12 protein-coding genes and 1 pseudogene are annotated in these 15,613 nt (G+C 32.3%); 8 read left to right on the top strand and 5 right to left on the bottom strand.

The window, feature by feature from the left end:
• The first annotated feature begins 5 nt into the window (after positions 1 to 5).
• The 3 genes and pseudogenes from APR43_RS04115 (at position 6) to APR43_RS24780 (ending at position 4,039) form a co-directional block, all read left to right on the top strand.
• Complete coding sequence (locus tag APR43_RS04115) at positions 6 to 602, top strand: GNAT family N-acetyltransferase (RefSeq protein ID WP_053472676.1); 597 nt, start codon at positions 6 to 8, stop codon at positions 600 to 602.
• Between the two features lie 10 nt (positions 603 to 612).
• Positions 613 to 2,412, top strand: a complete 1,800-nt coding sequence (locus tag APR43_RS04120) for an IucA/IucC family protein (RefSeq protein WP_053472675.1) — start codon at positions 613 to 615, stop codon at positions 2,410 to 2,412.
• A 238-nt stretch (positions 2,413 to 2,650) separates the two neighbouring features.
• A pseudogene (locus APR43_RS24780) lies at positions 2,651 to 4,039 on the top strand (MATE family efflux transporter).
• Positions 4,040 to 4,050: 11 nt separating this feature from the next.
• Here the strand turns inward: APR43_RS24780 and APR43_RS04130 are convergent.
• The 4 genes from APR43_RS04130 to APR43_RS04145 all read right to left on the bottom strand — a co-directional run bounded on the left by APR43_RS04130 (position 4,051) and on the right by APR43_RS04145 (position 8,060).
• The gene (locus APR43_RS04130; RefSeq protein WP_053472674.1) at positions 4,051 to 4,533 is read right to left on the bottom strand and encodes a hypothetical protein; all 483 of its coding nucleotides are present in this window, start codon (positions 4,531 to 4,533) and stop codon (positions 4,051 to 4,053) included.
• Positions 4,534 to 4,639: 106 nt separating this feature from the next.
• Complete coding sequence (locus APR43_RS04135; RefSeq protein ID WP_053472673.1) at positions 4,640 to 5,887, bottom strand: hybrid sensor histidine kinase/response regulator; 1,248 nt, start codon at positions 5,885 to 5,887, stop codon at positions 4,640 to 4,642.
• A gap of 36 nt (positions 5,888 to 5,923) precedes the next feature.
• On the bottom strand, positions 5,924 to 6,364 hold the full coding sequence (locus tag APR43_RS04140) for a response regulator (RefSeq protein WP_053472766.1): 441 nt from the start codon (positions 6,362 to 6,364) through the stop codon (positions 5,924 to 5,926).
• 10 nt (positions 6,365 to 6,374) lie between these two features.
• Entirely contained in the window at positions 6,375 to 8,060 is a 1,686-nt protein-coding gene (locus APR43_RS04145) for an ATP-binding protein (RefSeq protein WP_082356442.1), read from the bottom strand.
• A gap of 738 nt (positions 8,061 to 8,798) precedes the next feature.
• Between APR43_RS04145 and APR43_RS04150 the strand changes: the two genes are divergently transcribed.
• Both APR43_RS04150 and APR43_RS24280 read left to right on the top strand, forming a co-directional pair.
• Positions 8,799 to 9,155 (top strand): hypothetical protein, encoded by a 357-nt coding sequence (locus APR43_RS04150; RefSeq protein ID WP_123924621.1) that lies wholly within the window; start codon positions 8,799 to 8,801, stop codon positions 9,153 to 9,155.
• Positions 9,156 to 9,174: 19 nt separating this feature from the next.
• Positions 9,175 to 9,489, top strand: a complete 315-nt coding sequence (locus tag APR43_RS24280; protein ID WP_123924622.1) for a hypothetical protein — start codon at positions 9,175 to 9,177, stop codon at positions 9,487 to 9,489.
• Positions 9,490 to 9,659: 170 nt separating this feature from the next.
• Here APR43_RS24280 and mnmE read toward each other — a convergent pair whose 3' ends face one another.
• Positions 9,660 to 11,060: a tRNA uridine-5-carboxymethylaminomethyl(34) synthesis GTPase MnmE gene (gene mnmE / locus APR43_RS04160; protein ID WP_053472670.1), complete on the bottom strand. Its 1,401-nt coding sequence runs from the start codon at positions 11,058 to 11,060 to the stop codon at positions 9,660 to 9,662.
• 183 nt (positions 11,061 to 11,243) lie between these two features.
• Here mnmE and APR43_RS04165 point away from each other — a divergent pair, with 183 nt between their 5' ends.
• The 3 genes from APR43_RS04165 to APR43_RS04175 all read left to right on the top strand — a co-directional run bounded on the left by APR43_RS04165 (position 11,244) and on the right by APR43_RS04175 (position 15,448).
• Entirely contained in the window at positions 11,244 to 12,077 is an 834-nt protein-coding gene (locus APR43_RS04165; RefSeq protein WP_053472669.1) for a universal stress protein, read from the top strand.
• A gap of 70 nt (positions 12,078 to 12,147) precedes the next feature.
• Positions 12,148 to 13,920, top strand: coding sequence for a MutS-related protein (locus APR43_RS04170; protein ID WP_053472668.1), 1,773 nt, complete (start codon positions 12,148 to 12,150; stop codon positions 13,918 to 13,920).
• Positions 13,921 to 14,437: 517 nt separating this feature from the next.
• Positions 14,438 to 15,448, top strand: coding sequence for a LacI family DNA-binding transcriptional regulator (locus APR43_RS04175; RefSeq protein WP_053472667.1), 1,011 nt, complete (start codon positions 14,438 to 14,440; stop codon positions 15,446 to 15,448).
• Positions 15,449 to 15,613 lie beyond the last annotated feature (165 nt).

The raw sequence follows: 15,613 nt of genomic DNA on the forward strand, positions 1-15,613 counted from the left end.
TAAAGATGAATAGTATAATAACTCATCCTGAAAATGATGTTGCAAACGACGTTGTTTTTGTAAAAACAATTCCCGGTTTAGGCGTTTTTGAGCTGCGTCCGATTGATATGGAACTCGATATTCCGTTGATTCACAATTGGGTAAACCGTGAATACGCTGTTTATTGGGAAATGAATGGATTTTCTGTAGAAGAAGTAAAAAACACCTACTATAATATTCAGGAAAAAGCGCAGGTTTATATTGGAAAATTCAATAACAATGTCGCTTTTTTACTCGAATGTTATAATCCGGAAGATGATATTGTAGGCAAATATTACGAATCGCAAAAAGGCGATAAAGGCATGCATATCTTGGTCGCACCGTCAGAAAAACCAATTCCCAATTTTACCTGGAATATTTTTACGGTAATTCTTGATTTTATATTTAGTGACTGTAAAAACCAAAGAATTGTGGTTGAACCCGATGCAAGAAATCATAAAATTCATTTGCTGAATAAAAGAGCCGGATTTGTTTTTCAGCGTGTTCTCGATTTGCCGCATAAACAAGCACATCTCGAATTTTGTACGCGCGAGGATTATTACAAAGCTTTACAACAGGTTTAATTTGATACAAATGAAAATACCAACTCAAAATATACAGCATTTAACGAAAGAGAATTTGGACAAAGCGAATGGTATTCTGCTAAAGAAAACTTTAAGTGAATTTGCACACGAATTATTGATTGTTCCAATAAAAAATGCTTCCAATTTATATAGTATTTCTTCGCCCGATAAAAAAGTTGAATATACTTTTGAAGCCAATATTTTAGCTTTAAATCATTGGTCAATTGCTGTAGATTCTATTCGAAAGACAATAGAAGGAAAAAAATCGCCTTTACGTTTATTAGAATTTATTATTGAATTTAAAGACACTTTAGGAATCAGCGAAAGTTTACTGCCAACCTATTTAGAAGAAATCACGAGTACATTATACAGCACAGCCTATAAAATCGCAAACGAAAAATATACCTCAAAAGATTTACTGGAATTAGATTATCAAAAAATCGAGCACGCCATGACCGAAGGACATCCGTGTTTTGTCGCCAATAGCGGTAAAAATGGTTTTAATATTGATGATTTTGCCACTTTTTCTCCAGAAGCGAATGCACCCGTAAAATTATTATGGATTGCCGGACATAGGAGCAAAGCCACTTTTACAGCCATTGAGGCTTTAGATTATCAAAAAGTATTGCAGCAGGAATTATCTGTTGAAAATATTGCAGCATTCGAAAATATATTAAAATCTCAGGATTTGAATATAGACGATTATTATTTCTTTCCCGTACATCCGTGGCAATGGTTTAATAAACTCGCTCTGATTTTTGCACCCGATATTGCCGAAAACCATTTGGTTTGTCTGGGTTATAGCGATGACGAATATTCGGCACAACAATCGATTCGTACATTTTTTAATACTTCGTCACCGGAGAAATTTTACGCCAAAACGGCACTTTCGGTAATCAATATGGGATTCATGCGCGGACTTTCTCCTTATTATATGGAAAGCACGCCCACAATTACCAAATGGGTTGCAGACTTAGTTGAAAACGATGCGTATTTGCAGCAAAAAGGTTTTACACTTTTAGGTGAAGTTGCCACAATTGGCTATCGCAATTTCTTGTACGAACCTTTAGGAAGAAGTATTCCGCATAATAAAATGTTAGCCACTTTATGGCGCGAAAGTCCGATTCCGAAATTAGAAAAAGGACAGCATATCATGACAATGGCGGCTTTATTGCACGTCGATCAATCTGGAAATGCCTTTGTATCAGAATTGATTCAAAAGTCAGGAATTAGCGCAAAAGCCTGGATTAGTCATTATTTAGACGCTTATCTTTCACCTTTATTGCATTGTTTTTATGAGCACGAAATGGTTTTTATGCCACACGGCGAAAACCTGATTTTAGTCTTAGAAAATCATATTCCGGTAAAAGCAATAATGAAAGATATTACCGAAGAAGTGATGCTTTTTAATGGAGAAATTCCGCTGCCCGAAAAAGTAAAACGCATTCATATTGATATGAAAGAACCGTTGAAAATCCTTTGCATTTTTAATGATATTTTTCAGTTTTATTTCCGTTTTCTTTCCGCCATTTTATCCGAAACCAAAACACTTTCCGAAGAAGATTTTTGGTCTGCCGTTGCCGATTGTATTCACGAATATCAGTCAGCTCATCCGCATTTGCAGGAACAATTTAAAAAATACAATTTGTTTGTTCCTGAATTTGATTCGTGCTGTCTGAACCGTTTGCAATTGCGTAACAACAAGCAAATGCTTGATTTAGCTGATCCTATTGACAGTCTTCAGTTTGTTGGAAAATTGACAAATCCTGTTGCTGTTTTTAGCAAAAAACTAGATTCGGTTTCTGCTTAGTCATTTCTCGCAAAGTCTACGTTTTTTTGTCATTTCGACGAAGGAGAAATCTCCGCAAGTAACTCCGCAAAGAAAATCGCCAATCTTTGTAGAGCTTCTCGCGAAGATTTCTCCTTCGTCGAAATGACAAGATTACGATAAAAAACTTTACGGCTTCGCGACTTCGCGAGATTATAACATCACAAATATTAAAAATAAAACTTTGCGCCCTAGCGCCTTAGTGGCAATAAAAAAAACTATGTTCAAACGTTTAAATAAAATAATGCAATATGCAGAATCATTTGATTTCACTAAAGGAAGCATCAAAAAAGGAATCCTGATTCTCTCCATTCCAATGGTTCTGGAAATGGCGATGGAATCTGTTTTTGCTTTAGTCGATTTGTATTTTGTCGGACATTTAAAAGAAAGCAATTATGCGATTCAGGTTGTTGGTTTAACCGAATCTGTTTTTGCGATTATTTATTCGATTGCCATCGGAATCAGTATTGCAACAACGGCAATTGTCGCAAGACGTATTGGCGAAAAGCAAACCCAAGAAGCTGCAAAATCTGGCGTGCAAGCCATTATAATTGCAATTGCCATAAATGTATTCATTAGTTTGGGAGGATTTATTTTTGCCAAAGAAATTCTCATGTTAATGGGCGCTTCTGCATCTGCTGTCGTCTATGGTGTAAATTATACCAGAATCATGATGGCAGGAAGTGTTTTCGTGATGCTGATTTTCCTGATTAACGGAATTTTCAGAGGTGCCGGAAATGCCATAATCGCCATGAAAAGTTTATGGATTGCCAATATTTCGAATATTATTTTATGTCCAATTCTCATTAACGGATTTTGGTTTATTCCCGCAATGGGCGTTACCGGCGCGGCTGTTGCAACCACAATTGGAAGAGGAATTGGTGTTTTATACCAATGTTATTTCCTGTTTTACGGACAGGGAATTTTAAAAATCAAATGGAATTACTTCCTGCCGAATTACAAATTAATTCAAGGGATTATAAAACTGGCAACTCCCGGAGTTTTGCAATATGTAATTGCTTCCTGCAGCTGGATTTTCCTGGCTAATTAGGTTGCCGTAACGGGTGGCGATTATGCTTCATCAGGTTATCAAACGGCAATTCGAATCATGATGTTTTTCATTCTTCCCGCTTGGGGATTAAGTAATGCCGTTGCGACTTTGGTTGGACAAAATTTGGGTGCAGATGAAATAGAAAGGGCAGAAAAAGCCGTTTATAAAACCGCCAAATACAATATGATTTTTATGGGATCTATTATGCTGGTTTGCTTTTTCAGTGCACATTATCTGATTTCGTTTTTTACAAATGACCCAATTATTATCAGGATCGCCGTAAACGCATTGCAGATTATGAGCGTTGGTTTTATTTTTTACGGTCTCGGAATGGTTTTAAACAATACATTTAATGGAGCAGGTGATACCTGGACACCAACCTGGATCAACATTTTAGGATTCTGGATTTTTCAGGTTCCGTTTGCTTATCTTTTGGTGCATTATTATGAAATGGGACCAACAGGCGTTTTTATCGCGATTCCAACTGCCGAAACATTGATTACGATTTTGAGTGTAATTGTTTATCGACAAGGAAAATGGAAGAAGATTTTGGTTTAAGAAAATTTAATTTATTTCTTTTTAGTCTCAAGCTGCACTGTGAATTTACCATAAAACGGATTATCAGCCATTTGCGAATGTCCAATTACCAAAATATAATTTCCTTTTTGCTCAAGGCTGGTTTTTAAATCAATTCCAAAAGGCCCATCTGAGCTTTTATCAGGAGAAATAATTTGATTGAAACGAATATTTCCTTTTCCTCCGGCTGGGATAATCTTTCCATTCAATTCACCTAAATCTTCATTTTTAAATTTCACATATATTCTCGAATGAATAGAATCTAAAGTGCCTTCAGCAATATAAAGATCTTTTTCATTCTTAAAATTCATGAAAATAGTATCACCAATTTGTTTGTTGTCTTCTTTGTTTTGCTTTACAACAACGGTATCTTTTGCAGCAATTGAATCTGAGGTCTGGACAGAATCAATTTTAGTTTCTTTTTGCTGACATGAAAAAAAGAGAATGGATAATAAGAGTATGGATATATTTTTCATTAGTTTATCTTTTAATATTCATCTCAAATTTAGTTTATTTTAAAGCTGGGATATTACATAATAGCATTTGTAATTTTATAAAATCTTGATATAATAATTGGAATAATTAATTAAGATACTGAAGATTTTGCATAATTATGGGAATATAGATATTAAATGTAACTCCCTCATTTAAATTACCGTCTGCTGTAATAATTCCATTATGGTTATCTACAATTTTCTTTACAATAGCAAGACCAATTCCTGTTCCTGAATATTCTTCAATATGATGGAGTCTTTGAAATATAATAAAGACAATCTGGTTGTATTGTGGTTCAAAACCAATTCCGTTATCCTTAAAAGTGAAATTCCAATAATCGCATACTTGTGGACTATTGGGCAGATTAAGCAGACTGAATTCCTTATATTTAAGAATTTTGGATTCTATAGTTATATGTAGTTCACTATTTGGGATTGCGAATTTTAATGAGTTGCTGATTAAATTAAAAAGAAGCTGTCTAAATTGAAATGGTCTTATACATACAGGTATTAATTGCTTTACATTAAAAACAGCATTTTTTTGATATAAGGTATCTGAAAGTTCTGATTTTACATCTTCTATAATAGTACTCAGATCACTCATTTCATAGGGATGTTCCACAATACTTACTCTTGAAAAATTCAGTAAATCTTCTATAAGCTGTCTCATTCTTGTTGCGGAGACATGTATTCGTTTTAAATTGTTTTTTCCCGCTTCAGTCATCGTTTCCATCTCTTTTTCCATAATAATAGAAATGAAAGTCTGAATTTTTCGCAGTGGTTCCTGCAAATCATGACTGGATATAAAATTAAAGGCAAGCAGTTCTTTATTTACATTGAGTAATTCAACTGCTCTTTTTTCCTTTTCCGCATTTTGAAGTTCCAGTTCCTTATTTGCTTTAAGTAATGCTGCTGTCTGTATTTTTAGTTTTTCAACAAGCTCTTCTTTCTGAATTAATTCTTCGGCTTCTTTCAAGGCACGGATTATTTTTTGAGTCAGGGATGAAAAATTACTTTTAGAAACATAATCCGTTACACCCTCTTTTATAAGCATGACTGCATTCTCTTCCCCAATTGTGCCCGAAATTATTATAAAAGGTATATTAAGGTTATTGTTTTTTATCATTTTAAATGCAGAAACAGCATCAAATGAAGGAAGTGAATAATCTGATAATATAATATCTGGTAAAAATGTGCCAAGAGATTCTTCAAAAACTTTTTTTGAATCAACGATTTTTGACACAAATGTGAGTCCTGATTTTGTCAGGTGGCGGACTAATAAATCTGCATCAGATGTATTGTCTTCTAATATCAATGCTCTAATATCTTTTTTCATTTGTGAGAATCGTTGCTGGGTATAGTACTTAAATCCCTAATTGGCTGGCTGGCTCAATATCATCCAATACATTCCAAGTTCTTTTATTGCATTAAAAAAATTATTACTGTCTACCGGTTTTACAATGTAGCTGTTAGCACCAAGACTGTAGCATTTTGCAATATCAGGATCTTCTTGAGACGAGGTAAGAATGACAACCGGAATAGATTTAAGAATATCATCGCTTTTAACCTTTTCAAGCACCTGCATTCCGGACATCTTTGGCATTTTTAAATCTAAAAGAAGAAGTTTTGGATGCAATTTTGGATTCCTTTCAGAATAAATTCCTCTGCAGTATAAAAAATCAAGTGCTTCAGCACCATCTTTAACATGCAGGAGTTTGTTGGTAAAGCCGCTTTTATTAAGGGCACGTACTGTCAGTAAGGCATCTTCTATACTGTCTTCGGCAAATAAAATTTCAATATCTTCGTAATCCATTTTTATATTTTTAATGTTTAATATTTGGCAGGCTAAAGTAAAAATTAGCACCTGCATCAAGTTTTGATTCTGCCCACACTGTTCCCGAATGGCGGTTGACTATTTTTTGCACGATAGCCAGTCCAATACCTGTTCCTGCAAATTCATCTTGTGAATGCAGACGCTGGAAAACGCCAAACAATTTATCGTAATAAGCCATATCGAATCCTGCGCCCCAGTCTTTTACACTGTAAATAATTTTATCCTTTTCAAAGGTCGATGTAATTTTAATCCTGATTTCTGGTTTATATTTGGAATATTTAATGGCATTAGAGATTAAGTTGATCCAAACTTGTTTAATTAACGACGGATCTCCATTGGAATGAGCAAGCTCTTCAATTTCAAATATGGGGATATTTTCACCTTTTTCAACAGTTATTTCACTTATAACCGCGTTTACAAGTGCCAGCATATTTATATTGGCAGAAGACACTTCTTTACGGCCTAATTTGCTAAAAGCAAGTAAATCGTCTATTAATATTCCCATCTTATTAGAATTATTAATTATAGCCTGTATGATTTTTTTTCCATCATCATCTATTGAATCAGCATGATCCTCTATCAGGATTTGTGTGTAACCATTGATCGCCCGGATTGGAGCACGTAAATCATGCGAAACGGAATAAGAGAACGACCCGAGTTCTTCCTGAGCTTTTCTTAGCTCGTCATTAGCCAGTGTAAGTTCACTGCTTCGTTTTTCCTGATAAGCAAGTTCCTTGTTTTTAACAATCAATTCTGCCGCCCTTTTTAACTTTTCCAATTTTCTTTTTTCTTTCAGAATCTTTTCAGAAGCAAGTTTCTTATTGGCTATTATAAGTTCAGCAGCACGTTTTTCCTTTTCCCTGCTTTGAATAGCCAGTTCTTTATTGGCATCAATTAACTCATTTGCCCGTTTTTCTTTTTGTTCATTCTGAAATTTTAATTCTTTGTTTGCGATAATTAATTCTGCAGCCCGATTTTCTTTCTCTTTATTTTGAAAAGCAAGTTCTTTATTAGCAATAATTAATTCAGATGATCTTTTTTCTTTTTCTTCTGCCTGAACGGCCAATTGTAAAAACTGCGTTTTTGCAAGTGTTATATCAGTCGCTATTTTAAGGATTTTATACGGTTTTGACTCCGTATTAAAAATAGGATTATAACTGCCTAAAAACCATATCAACCGGCCATTTTTCGCCGTCAGGATAAATTCGTCCTTTTGGTAAATACCCTTTTTTAGATCGTTCCAGAAAAAATGATATGCATTTGATTTTGAATAGGAGGAATCAACTAAAAGACTGTGGTGTTTTCCCAGTAAATCTTTTGCAGTGTATCCCATAATTTTCCGGAAATTTTTATTGGCAGTTAAAATATTGCCTTCCATATCAAATTCTACAGTTGCATTTGTGGTGTTAATAGCATTAGTTAAATTTAGTAAATACTGCTCTTTTGCATGAAGCTGTTCTTTAAGCTCAAAGATTTGAGTTTCTATTTGTTTTTTTTGAAATGCAGGTTCCCCGCTGTCAATAGCAGTATGGATTGTTTTTTTTGACTTCCTGATTTTCTGAAGCGGGTTTTCTTCTGTAAGATGGTCTTTATTGTCTGGATGGTTTCCTTTTTGAAGGACTTCTTTATGGGAAAGGACAATTTCCTTATTACCATTTTTTTCTTTAATGCTCATATAAAGCGATGTTTTGTTTGAAAAATAATGGCAGTAATTTGCTGGAAAAGCACCTATATTTTAATAATTATCTGGAATAGTGGTCTTGAATTATAAATGAAGTAATTTGATATTAAACGAATGTAAGTAAATAAAACGGTTATACAAGTAATTATCTTAATATACAGCTATAAAAGGGTGTTATTAAAATGTAGAAATACTTTGAGAATCATTGACTTCTTCAGTTTACAAAAAAATTAAATAAGCATTTATAATAAATTAGTCAGTATATATACTAAATAAAATTACAACAGCTTAACAATACTTTTGATAAATGAGCCGTGACTATTTTGGATAAATAGTAGATTCAAATTTTCTAAAATTAGATGATTTAAATTAAAGAATTTTAATGATTGCGGGATTAATCCTCGTGTTTCATTTTTTTTAAAAAGACCAATTCTTTTCCGTATTTTTGTATTAATATTCTGATATTCAAGAATTTGATTTGTTTTTATCAGATTCATTTTTTACTAGCAACCTTTCGCTATATAGGAATTCTTCCTTTAAAATTTAACAGCCTTTTTCATATATACCCTAATCTATAAGTTTAAAAACTTTTACGGGCAAAAATAAATTGATTTTCAAGAGAACTTTGCACCTTCAAATCTAGATGTTTGAATTTTAAAGACTTAAGAAAATAATTAAACACATAATAATTAAAAGGTTATGAAAAATAGATTACTCCCTTTATTTGTTGTTTTGGCTACCTTCTCGGCCCGTTCTCAGGTTGGTATTGGAACTAAATCACCAATTACATCGGCTCAATTAGAAGTCACAACCACTGAAACTGATAAGTACGGTGGTAGTAACAAAGGTATATTGATACCTAGGGTTAAGCTAACAAGTACACTTATTTATTCGCCAATTATAGGCGAAAAAGCTGAAAGTTTATTGGTTTTTAATGTTAACACGGAAGGTGATGTTACGCCAGGTTACTACTTCTGGCTAAACAACAAATGGAATAGATTCGCTGTTTCTGGTGAAGCTGGTTCAGGAACCGGAAAAGATGGTCTTGATGGAATACCGGGAGTTGATGGTGTGCCGGGAACTAGATAACAAAAAAGAATTTTTAAAAATGTTTAAGAGAAAGTTCAAAGACAAATTTGAGTTTTATCAGGATTCTTTTTCATTATGCAATGAAAGTAAATTGACCGATTATCAACGATGTATATTTGTTGTTTATAATCAGACAGAGTTGATGGATTTTTTCAAATTGGAAAAAGAAGGAATAAATGTAATGCTTTTTTTATCTAATAAATACCTGCATGATTGTATCTCTTTTTTTGACGATACCACAAACTTAAAATTGATAGACGCTTCAAAATCCAGAACAGAAATTTTAAATGATTTAAAATCCTATTTTTATAGTTCAAGAATTGCTGAAAGTTGATATAAAGCTGTGATTAAATATCGTATTTCCTCAATTAAATATAACGAAAAAGAGATACAAATTTATTCAAATAATAGTCTGGAAATTGAACTTAAAAAAAACGAGTTAAGTTATTGATAAATAAAACTTAACTCGTTTTTTTGTTTTTTATATTGTGATATTTTGCTTCTCTATTTGCCGATGCAGAAATTAGCAAAAATATTCCCCAGTAATTCATCATTTGAAACCTGACCTGTAATAAGCCCGAATTGATATAAAGCCTCACGAATATCAAGCGCAATTAAGTCACTTGAAAGATTTGTTTCAAGACCAAATTTTACTTTTTGGATTTCATCTAAAGCTTTTAATAAAGAATCGTAATGTCTTGTATTTGTGACAATAGTTTCATTATTACGTAAAGCTCCGGTATTTACAAAAGACAGTAATTTATCCTTTAATTCCTCAACGCCAATTTTTTCTTTGGCAGAGATTTTTAAAAGCGTTAATTCCAGAGTTTCCAGTTTTTTATTGATCAAATCAATTTCATTTTCACTCAATAAGTCAACTTTATTTATAACAACCAAAATTGGTTTTAGAGGATATTTGTTTTTAACTTTTTCAATTTCTACAATATAGTCAGAACCTGAAACCTGAAATTTGAAACCATCAAACAAGAAAATTACAACTTGTGCCTGTTCAATTTTTTCGAATGTTTTTTTGATTCCAATGCTTTCTACAACATCTTTAGTTTCGCGAATTCCGGCTGTATCGATGAATCTAAAACCAACTCCGCCAATTACCAATTCATCTTCAATAGTATCACGGGTTGTTCCGGCAATGTCAGACACGATCGCACGTTCTTCGTTTAATAAAGCATTCAATAAAGTCGATTTACCCACATTTGGTTCACCCACAATGGCAACAGGGATTCCGTTTTTAATAACATTTCCAACAGCAAACGAATCAATTAAACGTTTTAAAACAAATTCAATACGGTTTAATAATTCATGAAATTGTGTTCTGTCTGCAAATTCTACATCTTCTTCAGCAAAGTCTAATTCCAGTTCAATTAAAGAAGCAAAATTCAAAAGTTCTTCACGTAATTTGGCAATTTCATTGCTGAAACCGCCGCGCATTTGCTGCATGGCAATTTGGTGAGAAGCTTCATTATCAGACGAAATTAAATCGGCAACAGCTTCTGCCTGCGATAAATCCAGTTTTCCGTTTAAGAAAGCTCTTAGCGTGAATTCTCCCGCATCAGCCATTCTGCAGCCTTTTCGCAATAATAACTGAATAATTTGCTGTTGAATATAAGTAGATCCGTGGCATGAAATTTCAATCGTATCTTCGCCTGTATACGAGTTTGGTCCTTTAAAAACAGAAACTAAAACTTCATCAAGTGTTTTTTCATTGTCCATAATATGACCCAAATGCAGCGTATGTGTTTTTTGCTTCGTTAAGTCTTTGTTTTTTATGGATTTAAAAACAGAATTTCCTATTGAAATAGCTTCAGCGCCCGAAATACGAATGATAGCAATAGCTCCGGCTCCGGATGGAGTCGCTAATGCTACTATAGAATCTTGATTTATCATGGTGCAAAGGTAAGAAAAAAGCAGAAAATTCTAAAGCCTTAATCACAGGTTAGTTATCCTGTTTAAACGTTGAAAACGGTAATTATTTAAGAAATCATTAACTGTTAAATTCCTGATAATTATCAGGTTGTTTTGGATTTAGAATGATTAAATTTGAGTAACAAACCTATAATCTGAAATAAAATGAAAAAGATATTATTCCCTACCGATTTTTCTGAAGCAGCTACAAATGCGTTTGTACATGCTTTAGAATTTGCAAAAGTTGTAAAAGCCGAACTTATTTTATTGCATACATTTGAGATTCCGGTTTATGACAGCCAGTTTTTTCCAGAAAATTATGCATCAATATACAGTTCTATAGAATTGGCAAAATTTGAAATGTTTAAGGATGAAATTCCAAAACTTAGAGCAATTGCAGCCGAACGTAATCTTGATAACATTGTAATAAAACACCGACTGATGGACGGTGACTTGGTTTATAACCTGAAAAATGCGGTTGAAGAAGATGAAATTGATTTTGTAATAATGGGAACCACAGGTGTTTCTGACTGGACAAAATTCTTTACCGGATCTAATACAAATTCGGTAATTTCAGAAGTAAAAGTTCCGGTTTTATGTGTTCCTATTGATGCAAAATTCAAGAAAATTAAAACCATTGGTTTTACGACAAAATATCGTGAAAAAGATAAAGCTGAACTTAGAAAAGTACTTAAAATAGCTAAAAAAACAGATGCAAAAGTAAAAAGCCTTTATGTTAGATCTTCAAGTACAGATGTGACCGATATGACTATTAAAGAATGGCAGACTGAATTTGCTAATGAAAATGTAGAGTTCCTGGTGTTGCCAAGCGACGAAGTAAAAGAAACAATTCTTGATTTTGTACTATTTAAAGACATCGATATCCTAACTACAATTAAGCATAAACGATCTTTCCTTGAATCTATTTTTGATTCAGGTTTTAGTCAGAAAATCACAAAAGAAGTTTCTATTCCAGTATTGATAATGCATGAGAATTAAAATTCTACTTTAAATGAATAGCTTTTTTGTAAGTGTAAAACCTATATTTGTATTTCATTAAATTTAAAAAATGGAAATATATTTAAGCAAGGTCGAACATTATTCAAAAGTTTTTAATCAAACCAGCAAAAGGTACAACAGCATAAGTCTTCTGCGACTTTTAAGCATATTTTTTTGTTTGTTTATGTTGTTTTATTACATCAAAACTAATGAAATTGGATATGCAGTAACTGCTTTTTTATCTTTTGCCGGTTTTCTTTTTTTAATGCGAATTCATTCGAAATTATCTTTTAAAAGAGAATTAACAAAAGCTATTTTAAAAATCAATGAAGATGAAATATCTTATTTAAAAAGAGAAAAACTTCCTTTTGAAAACGGAATTGAATTTAACGATTTTCACCATCCATATGCTTATGATCTGGATATTTTTGGAGAACATTCCTTATTTCAAAATTTAAACAGAACGGCTGTTTTTATCGGTAAAAAAACATTAGCAGAGAAGTTGTTAAGCTTATCATCTAATGAAGTTATTCTTGAAAATCAGGAAGCCATAAATGAATTAAAAACGAAGATAGACTGGCGTCAGGATTTTGAAGCTCTTGCCATTGTCAGTACTGACAGTAAAAGTGCCTATGACTCATTAATTCATTGGATTTCATTTAAAAATAATTCTTTATCTAAAGTTTTAATTTCACTTTCAATTATCCTTCCGGCATTATTTTTTGGTTTTGTAATTGCTTATTTTGTTACTTCAAAAGCGATACTTTTATCTTACGCCACTTATATTTTTATTTTCAATTTGATTGTTTTGGGAAGATCACTAAAGCGAATTCAATCTGAAATTGCCAAGGCAGATAATATTGATAAAACTATTAAACACTATAGTTTATTAGTTCAAAAAATAGAACTAGAAAAATTTGAATCTAAAAAACTTATTGCATTACAAAAACAGTTAGTTTCTAAAAATATATCGGCAAGTTCTCATTTAAAACAATTGTCAGAGCTGTTTTCGAGAATGGATACGATAAGCAATTTTGTTACGGCTATTGTTTTTAACGGATCATTTTTATTTAACCTGCATGTTTTAAAAGCGCTTTTAAAATGGAAAGAAGATTATGCTCATGAACTGGAGAACTGGATTAATATTATTGGAGAATTTGAAGCTTTAAATAGTTTCGCAAATTTAGCGTTCAACAATGCAGATTTTGTTTTTCCGGAAATCAATTCAGAATATAAAATTGGATTTGAAAATTTAGGTCATCCGTTATTAAATCCAGCGACCAGAGTAGGGAATGATACTCATTTTTATCCGGAATCTTTTATGATTTTAACCGGATCTAATATGTCCGGAAAAAGTACTTTTTTAAGAAGTTTAGGAATCAATATGGTTCTTGGCGGAATTGGTTCAGTTGTTTGTGCCTCAAAAGCTAATATCCATCCACTTCCAGTTTTAGTTTCAATGCGATTATCTGATTCTTTGGCGGACAGTGAATCATATTTCTTTGCAGAAATTAAGCGTTTAAAACAAATTATGGACGCCCTGGAAGAAGGCCCTGCTTTTGTTTTATTAGATGAGATTTTAAGAGGAACAAACTCTGATGATAAACGTAACGGAACTATTGAAGTGGTTAAAAAAGTAATTGCTAAAAAAGCAATTGGCGCCATAGCAACACACGATATCGAAGTCTGCTTAACAACTAACGAATATCCTCAAACTTTAACGAATCAATGTTTTGAAGTCGAAATTCAAAATAATGAACTTCATTTTGATTATAAACTCCGCAGCGGAATCTGTAAAAATAAAAGCGCGACTTTTTTAATGCAGAAGATGGGAGTTATATGATTTTAGATTTTAGAATGTAGATTTTAGATTTTAGATTTTGTGCTGAATGTTTTTTCACGCAAAGCACGATAAGTTTTTTTGCAATAGTTTGTATTTACAATATGAAAAGTTCGCAAAGGTTTGTACTCACCAAGCTTTGCGAACTTTTTTTATAAAATTTTATATGCAAAAAACTTAGCGTGCTTTGCGTTAAAACTACACATTAAGTTTTTGTTTCAAATTTTGAAATAATAGTTAAATTAACATAAATCCAAGATGATTTTTTTTCAAAATAGTGATCAAAAAATAACTTAGAAACACATCAAAAGCTTATCAAATTATCACATTTACTATTAAAAACGTTATTATAGTCAAAATGGAAATAAGTGAGTAAAATACCGTGATTACTGATAATTCTGTTTTATTTTGGGAGAAAAAAATCATTTTTTTGAAAATAAATTTTACTAAAACGATTTTGTTGGTTTCGTTTGCTATATTTGCCATGTACTAAAATAGTCAAGAATATAAATAATACCTGATGAAAAAGATTACAATTAAAGATATTGCTAAACAGGCAGAGGTATCTATTTCTACTGTATCTTTTGTTATCAATGGTAAAGGAGAGAAAATGGCGATAAGTCCGCCGGTAATAAAAAAAGTTCAGGAAGTTGCTCAAAAACTTCAGTATAAACCAAGCATGATTGCGAGCAGTTTGAGAACTGGAAAAACAAGATCAATTGGACTTATTGTTGAAGATATAGCCAACCAGTTTTTTGCAGATTTAGCAAGAGTAATTGAAGATGAAGCAAAAAATATAGATTACAGGGTTTTTTATTGCAGTACAGGTGATGATAATGATCGATCTGAAGAATTAGTACAGAGTTTACTGCAGGCAAATGTTGAAGGATTTATTATTACGCCAACAAAAAATTTAGAGCGAACCATTGGTATGCTTTTAAAAATGCAAAAACCGGTGGTATTAATTGACAGGTATTTTGCCAATCAAAAAGTAAGTCACGTCGCAATGGATAATTATGAAGGTTCTTATTCTGCTGTTAAGTATTTAATTGAAAAAGGCCGAAAAAATATAGCCGTTGTAAATATTAAAACTGGAATGATCCAGATGAAATTACGGGAAAAGGGATATATAGAAGCTTTAAAAGAAGAAGGAATTTATAATGAATATTTTACGCTGCATTTAGAATATCAGGTAAGTGAAAAAAGCAGGATTGATTCTATTACAAAATTTTTTAAAGAAAATCCTGAGATTGATGCCGTATTGTTTTTATCTAACTATTTGGGACTTGCCGGGCTTCAGGCCTGCAGAATTTTAAATTATAAAATTCCGGAAGATATAGCAGTTATAAGTTTTGATGATCATGACAGTTTTGAACTTCACACGCCAATGATTTCAGTAATTGCTCAGCCTATTGAAGAAATAGCCGTAAAATCAATACAATTGCTGATGAGCCAAATGACAAATTATGAAGATTTTAAAATAGAAAAAGTTCTCAAAAAAGGAAAATTGATTATTAGGGAATCAGTTTAAGAGAAAAAAGTAAAAATAAGAAGAAGACTATTTTTTTAGTCATTTCACTAAATCGATTTAGTTAAAACAACCCTTGATTTTACTGGTATTAACGCCGTATTTTAAGAAGTAGTTTTTAAAGAAAAAACCATAAGATAACGCGTTTTTTGAATATTCACCGTATTG

The organism is Flavobacterium sp. NLM (genome assembly GCF_002210235.1).
Classification (GTDB): domain Bacteria; phylum Bacteroidota; class Bacteroidia; order Flavobacteriales; family Flavobacteriaceae; genus Flavobacterium; species Flavobacterium panici.

Bases quoted from the DNA above. Each gene is read 5' to 3' on its own strand.
- APR43_RS04115 (WP_053472676.1), top strand. From the start codon at position 6: ATGAATAGTATAATAACTCATCCTGAAAATGATGTTGCAAACGACGTT.
- APR43_RS04120 (WP_053472675.1), top strand. From the start codon at position 613: ATGAAAATACCAACTCAAAATATACAGCATTTAACGAAAGAGAATTTG.
- APR43_RS04130 (WP_053472674.1), bottom strand. From the start codon at position 4,533: ATGAAAAATATATCCATACTCTTATTATCCATTCTCTTTTTTTCATGT.
- APR43_RS04135 (WP_053472673.1), bottom strand. From the start codon at position 5,887: ATGAAAAAAGATATTAGAGCATTGATATTAGAAGACAATACATCTGAT.
- APR43_RS04140 (WP_053472766.1), bottom strand. From the start codon at position 6,364: ATGGATTACGAAGATATTGAAATTTTATTTGCCGAAGACAGTATAGAA.
- APR43_RS04145 (WP_082356442.1), bottom strand. From the start codon at position 8,060: ATGAGCATTAAAGAAAAAAATGGTAATAAGGAAATTGTCCTTTCCCAT.
- APR43_RS24280 (WP_123924622.1), top strand. From the start codon at position 9,175: ATGTTTAAGAGAAAGTTCAAAGACAAATTTGAGTTTTATCAGGATTCT.
- mnmE (WP_053472670.1), bottom strand. From the start codon at position 11,060: ATGATAAATCAAGATTCTATAGTAGCATTAGCGACTCCATCCGGAGCC.
- APR43_RS04165 (WP_053472669.1), top strand. From the start codon at position 11,244: ATGAAAAAGATATTATTCCCTACCGATTTTTCTGAAGCAGCTACAAAT.
- APR43_RS04170 (WP_053472668.1), top strand. From the start codon at position 12,148: ATGGAAATATATTTAAGCAAGGTCGAACATTATTCAAAAGTTTTTAAT.
- APR43_RS04175 (WP_053472667.1), top strand. From the start codon at position 14,438: ATGAAAAAGATTACAATTAAAGATATTGCTAAACAGGCAGAGGTATCT.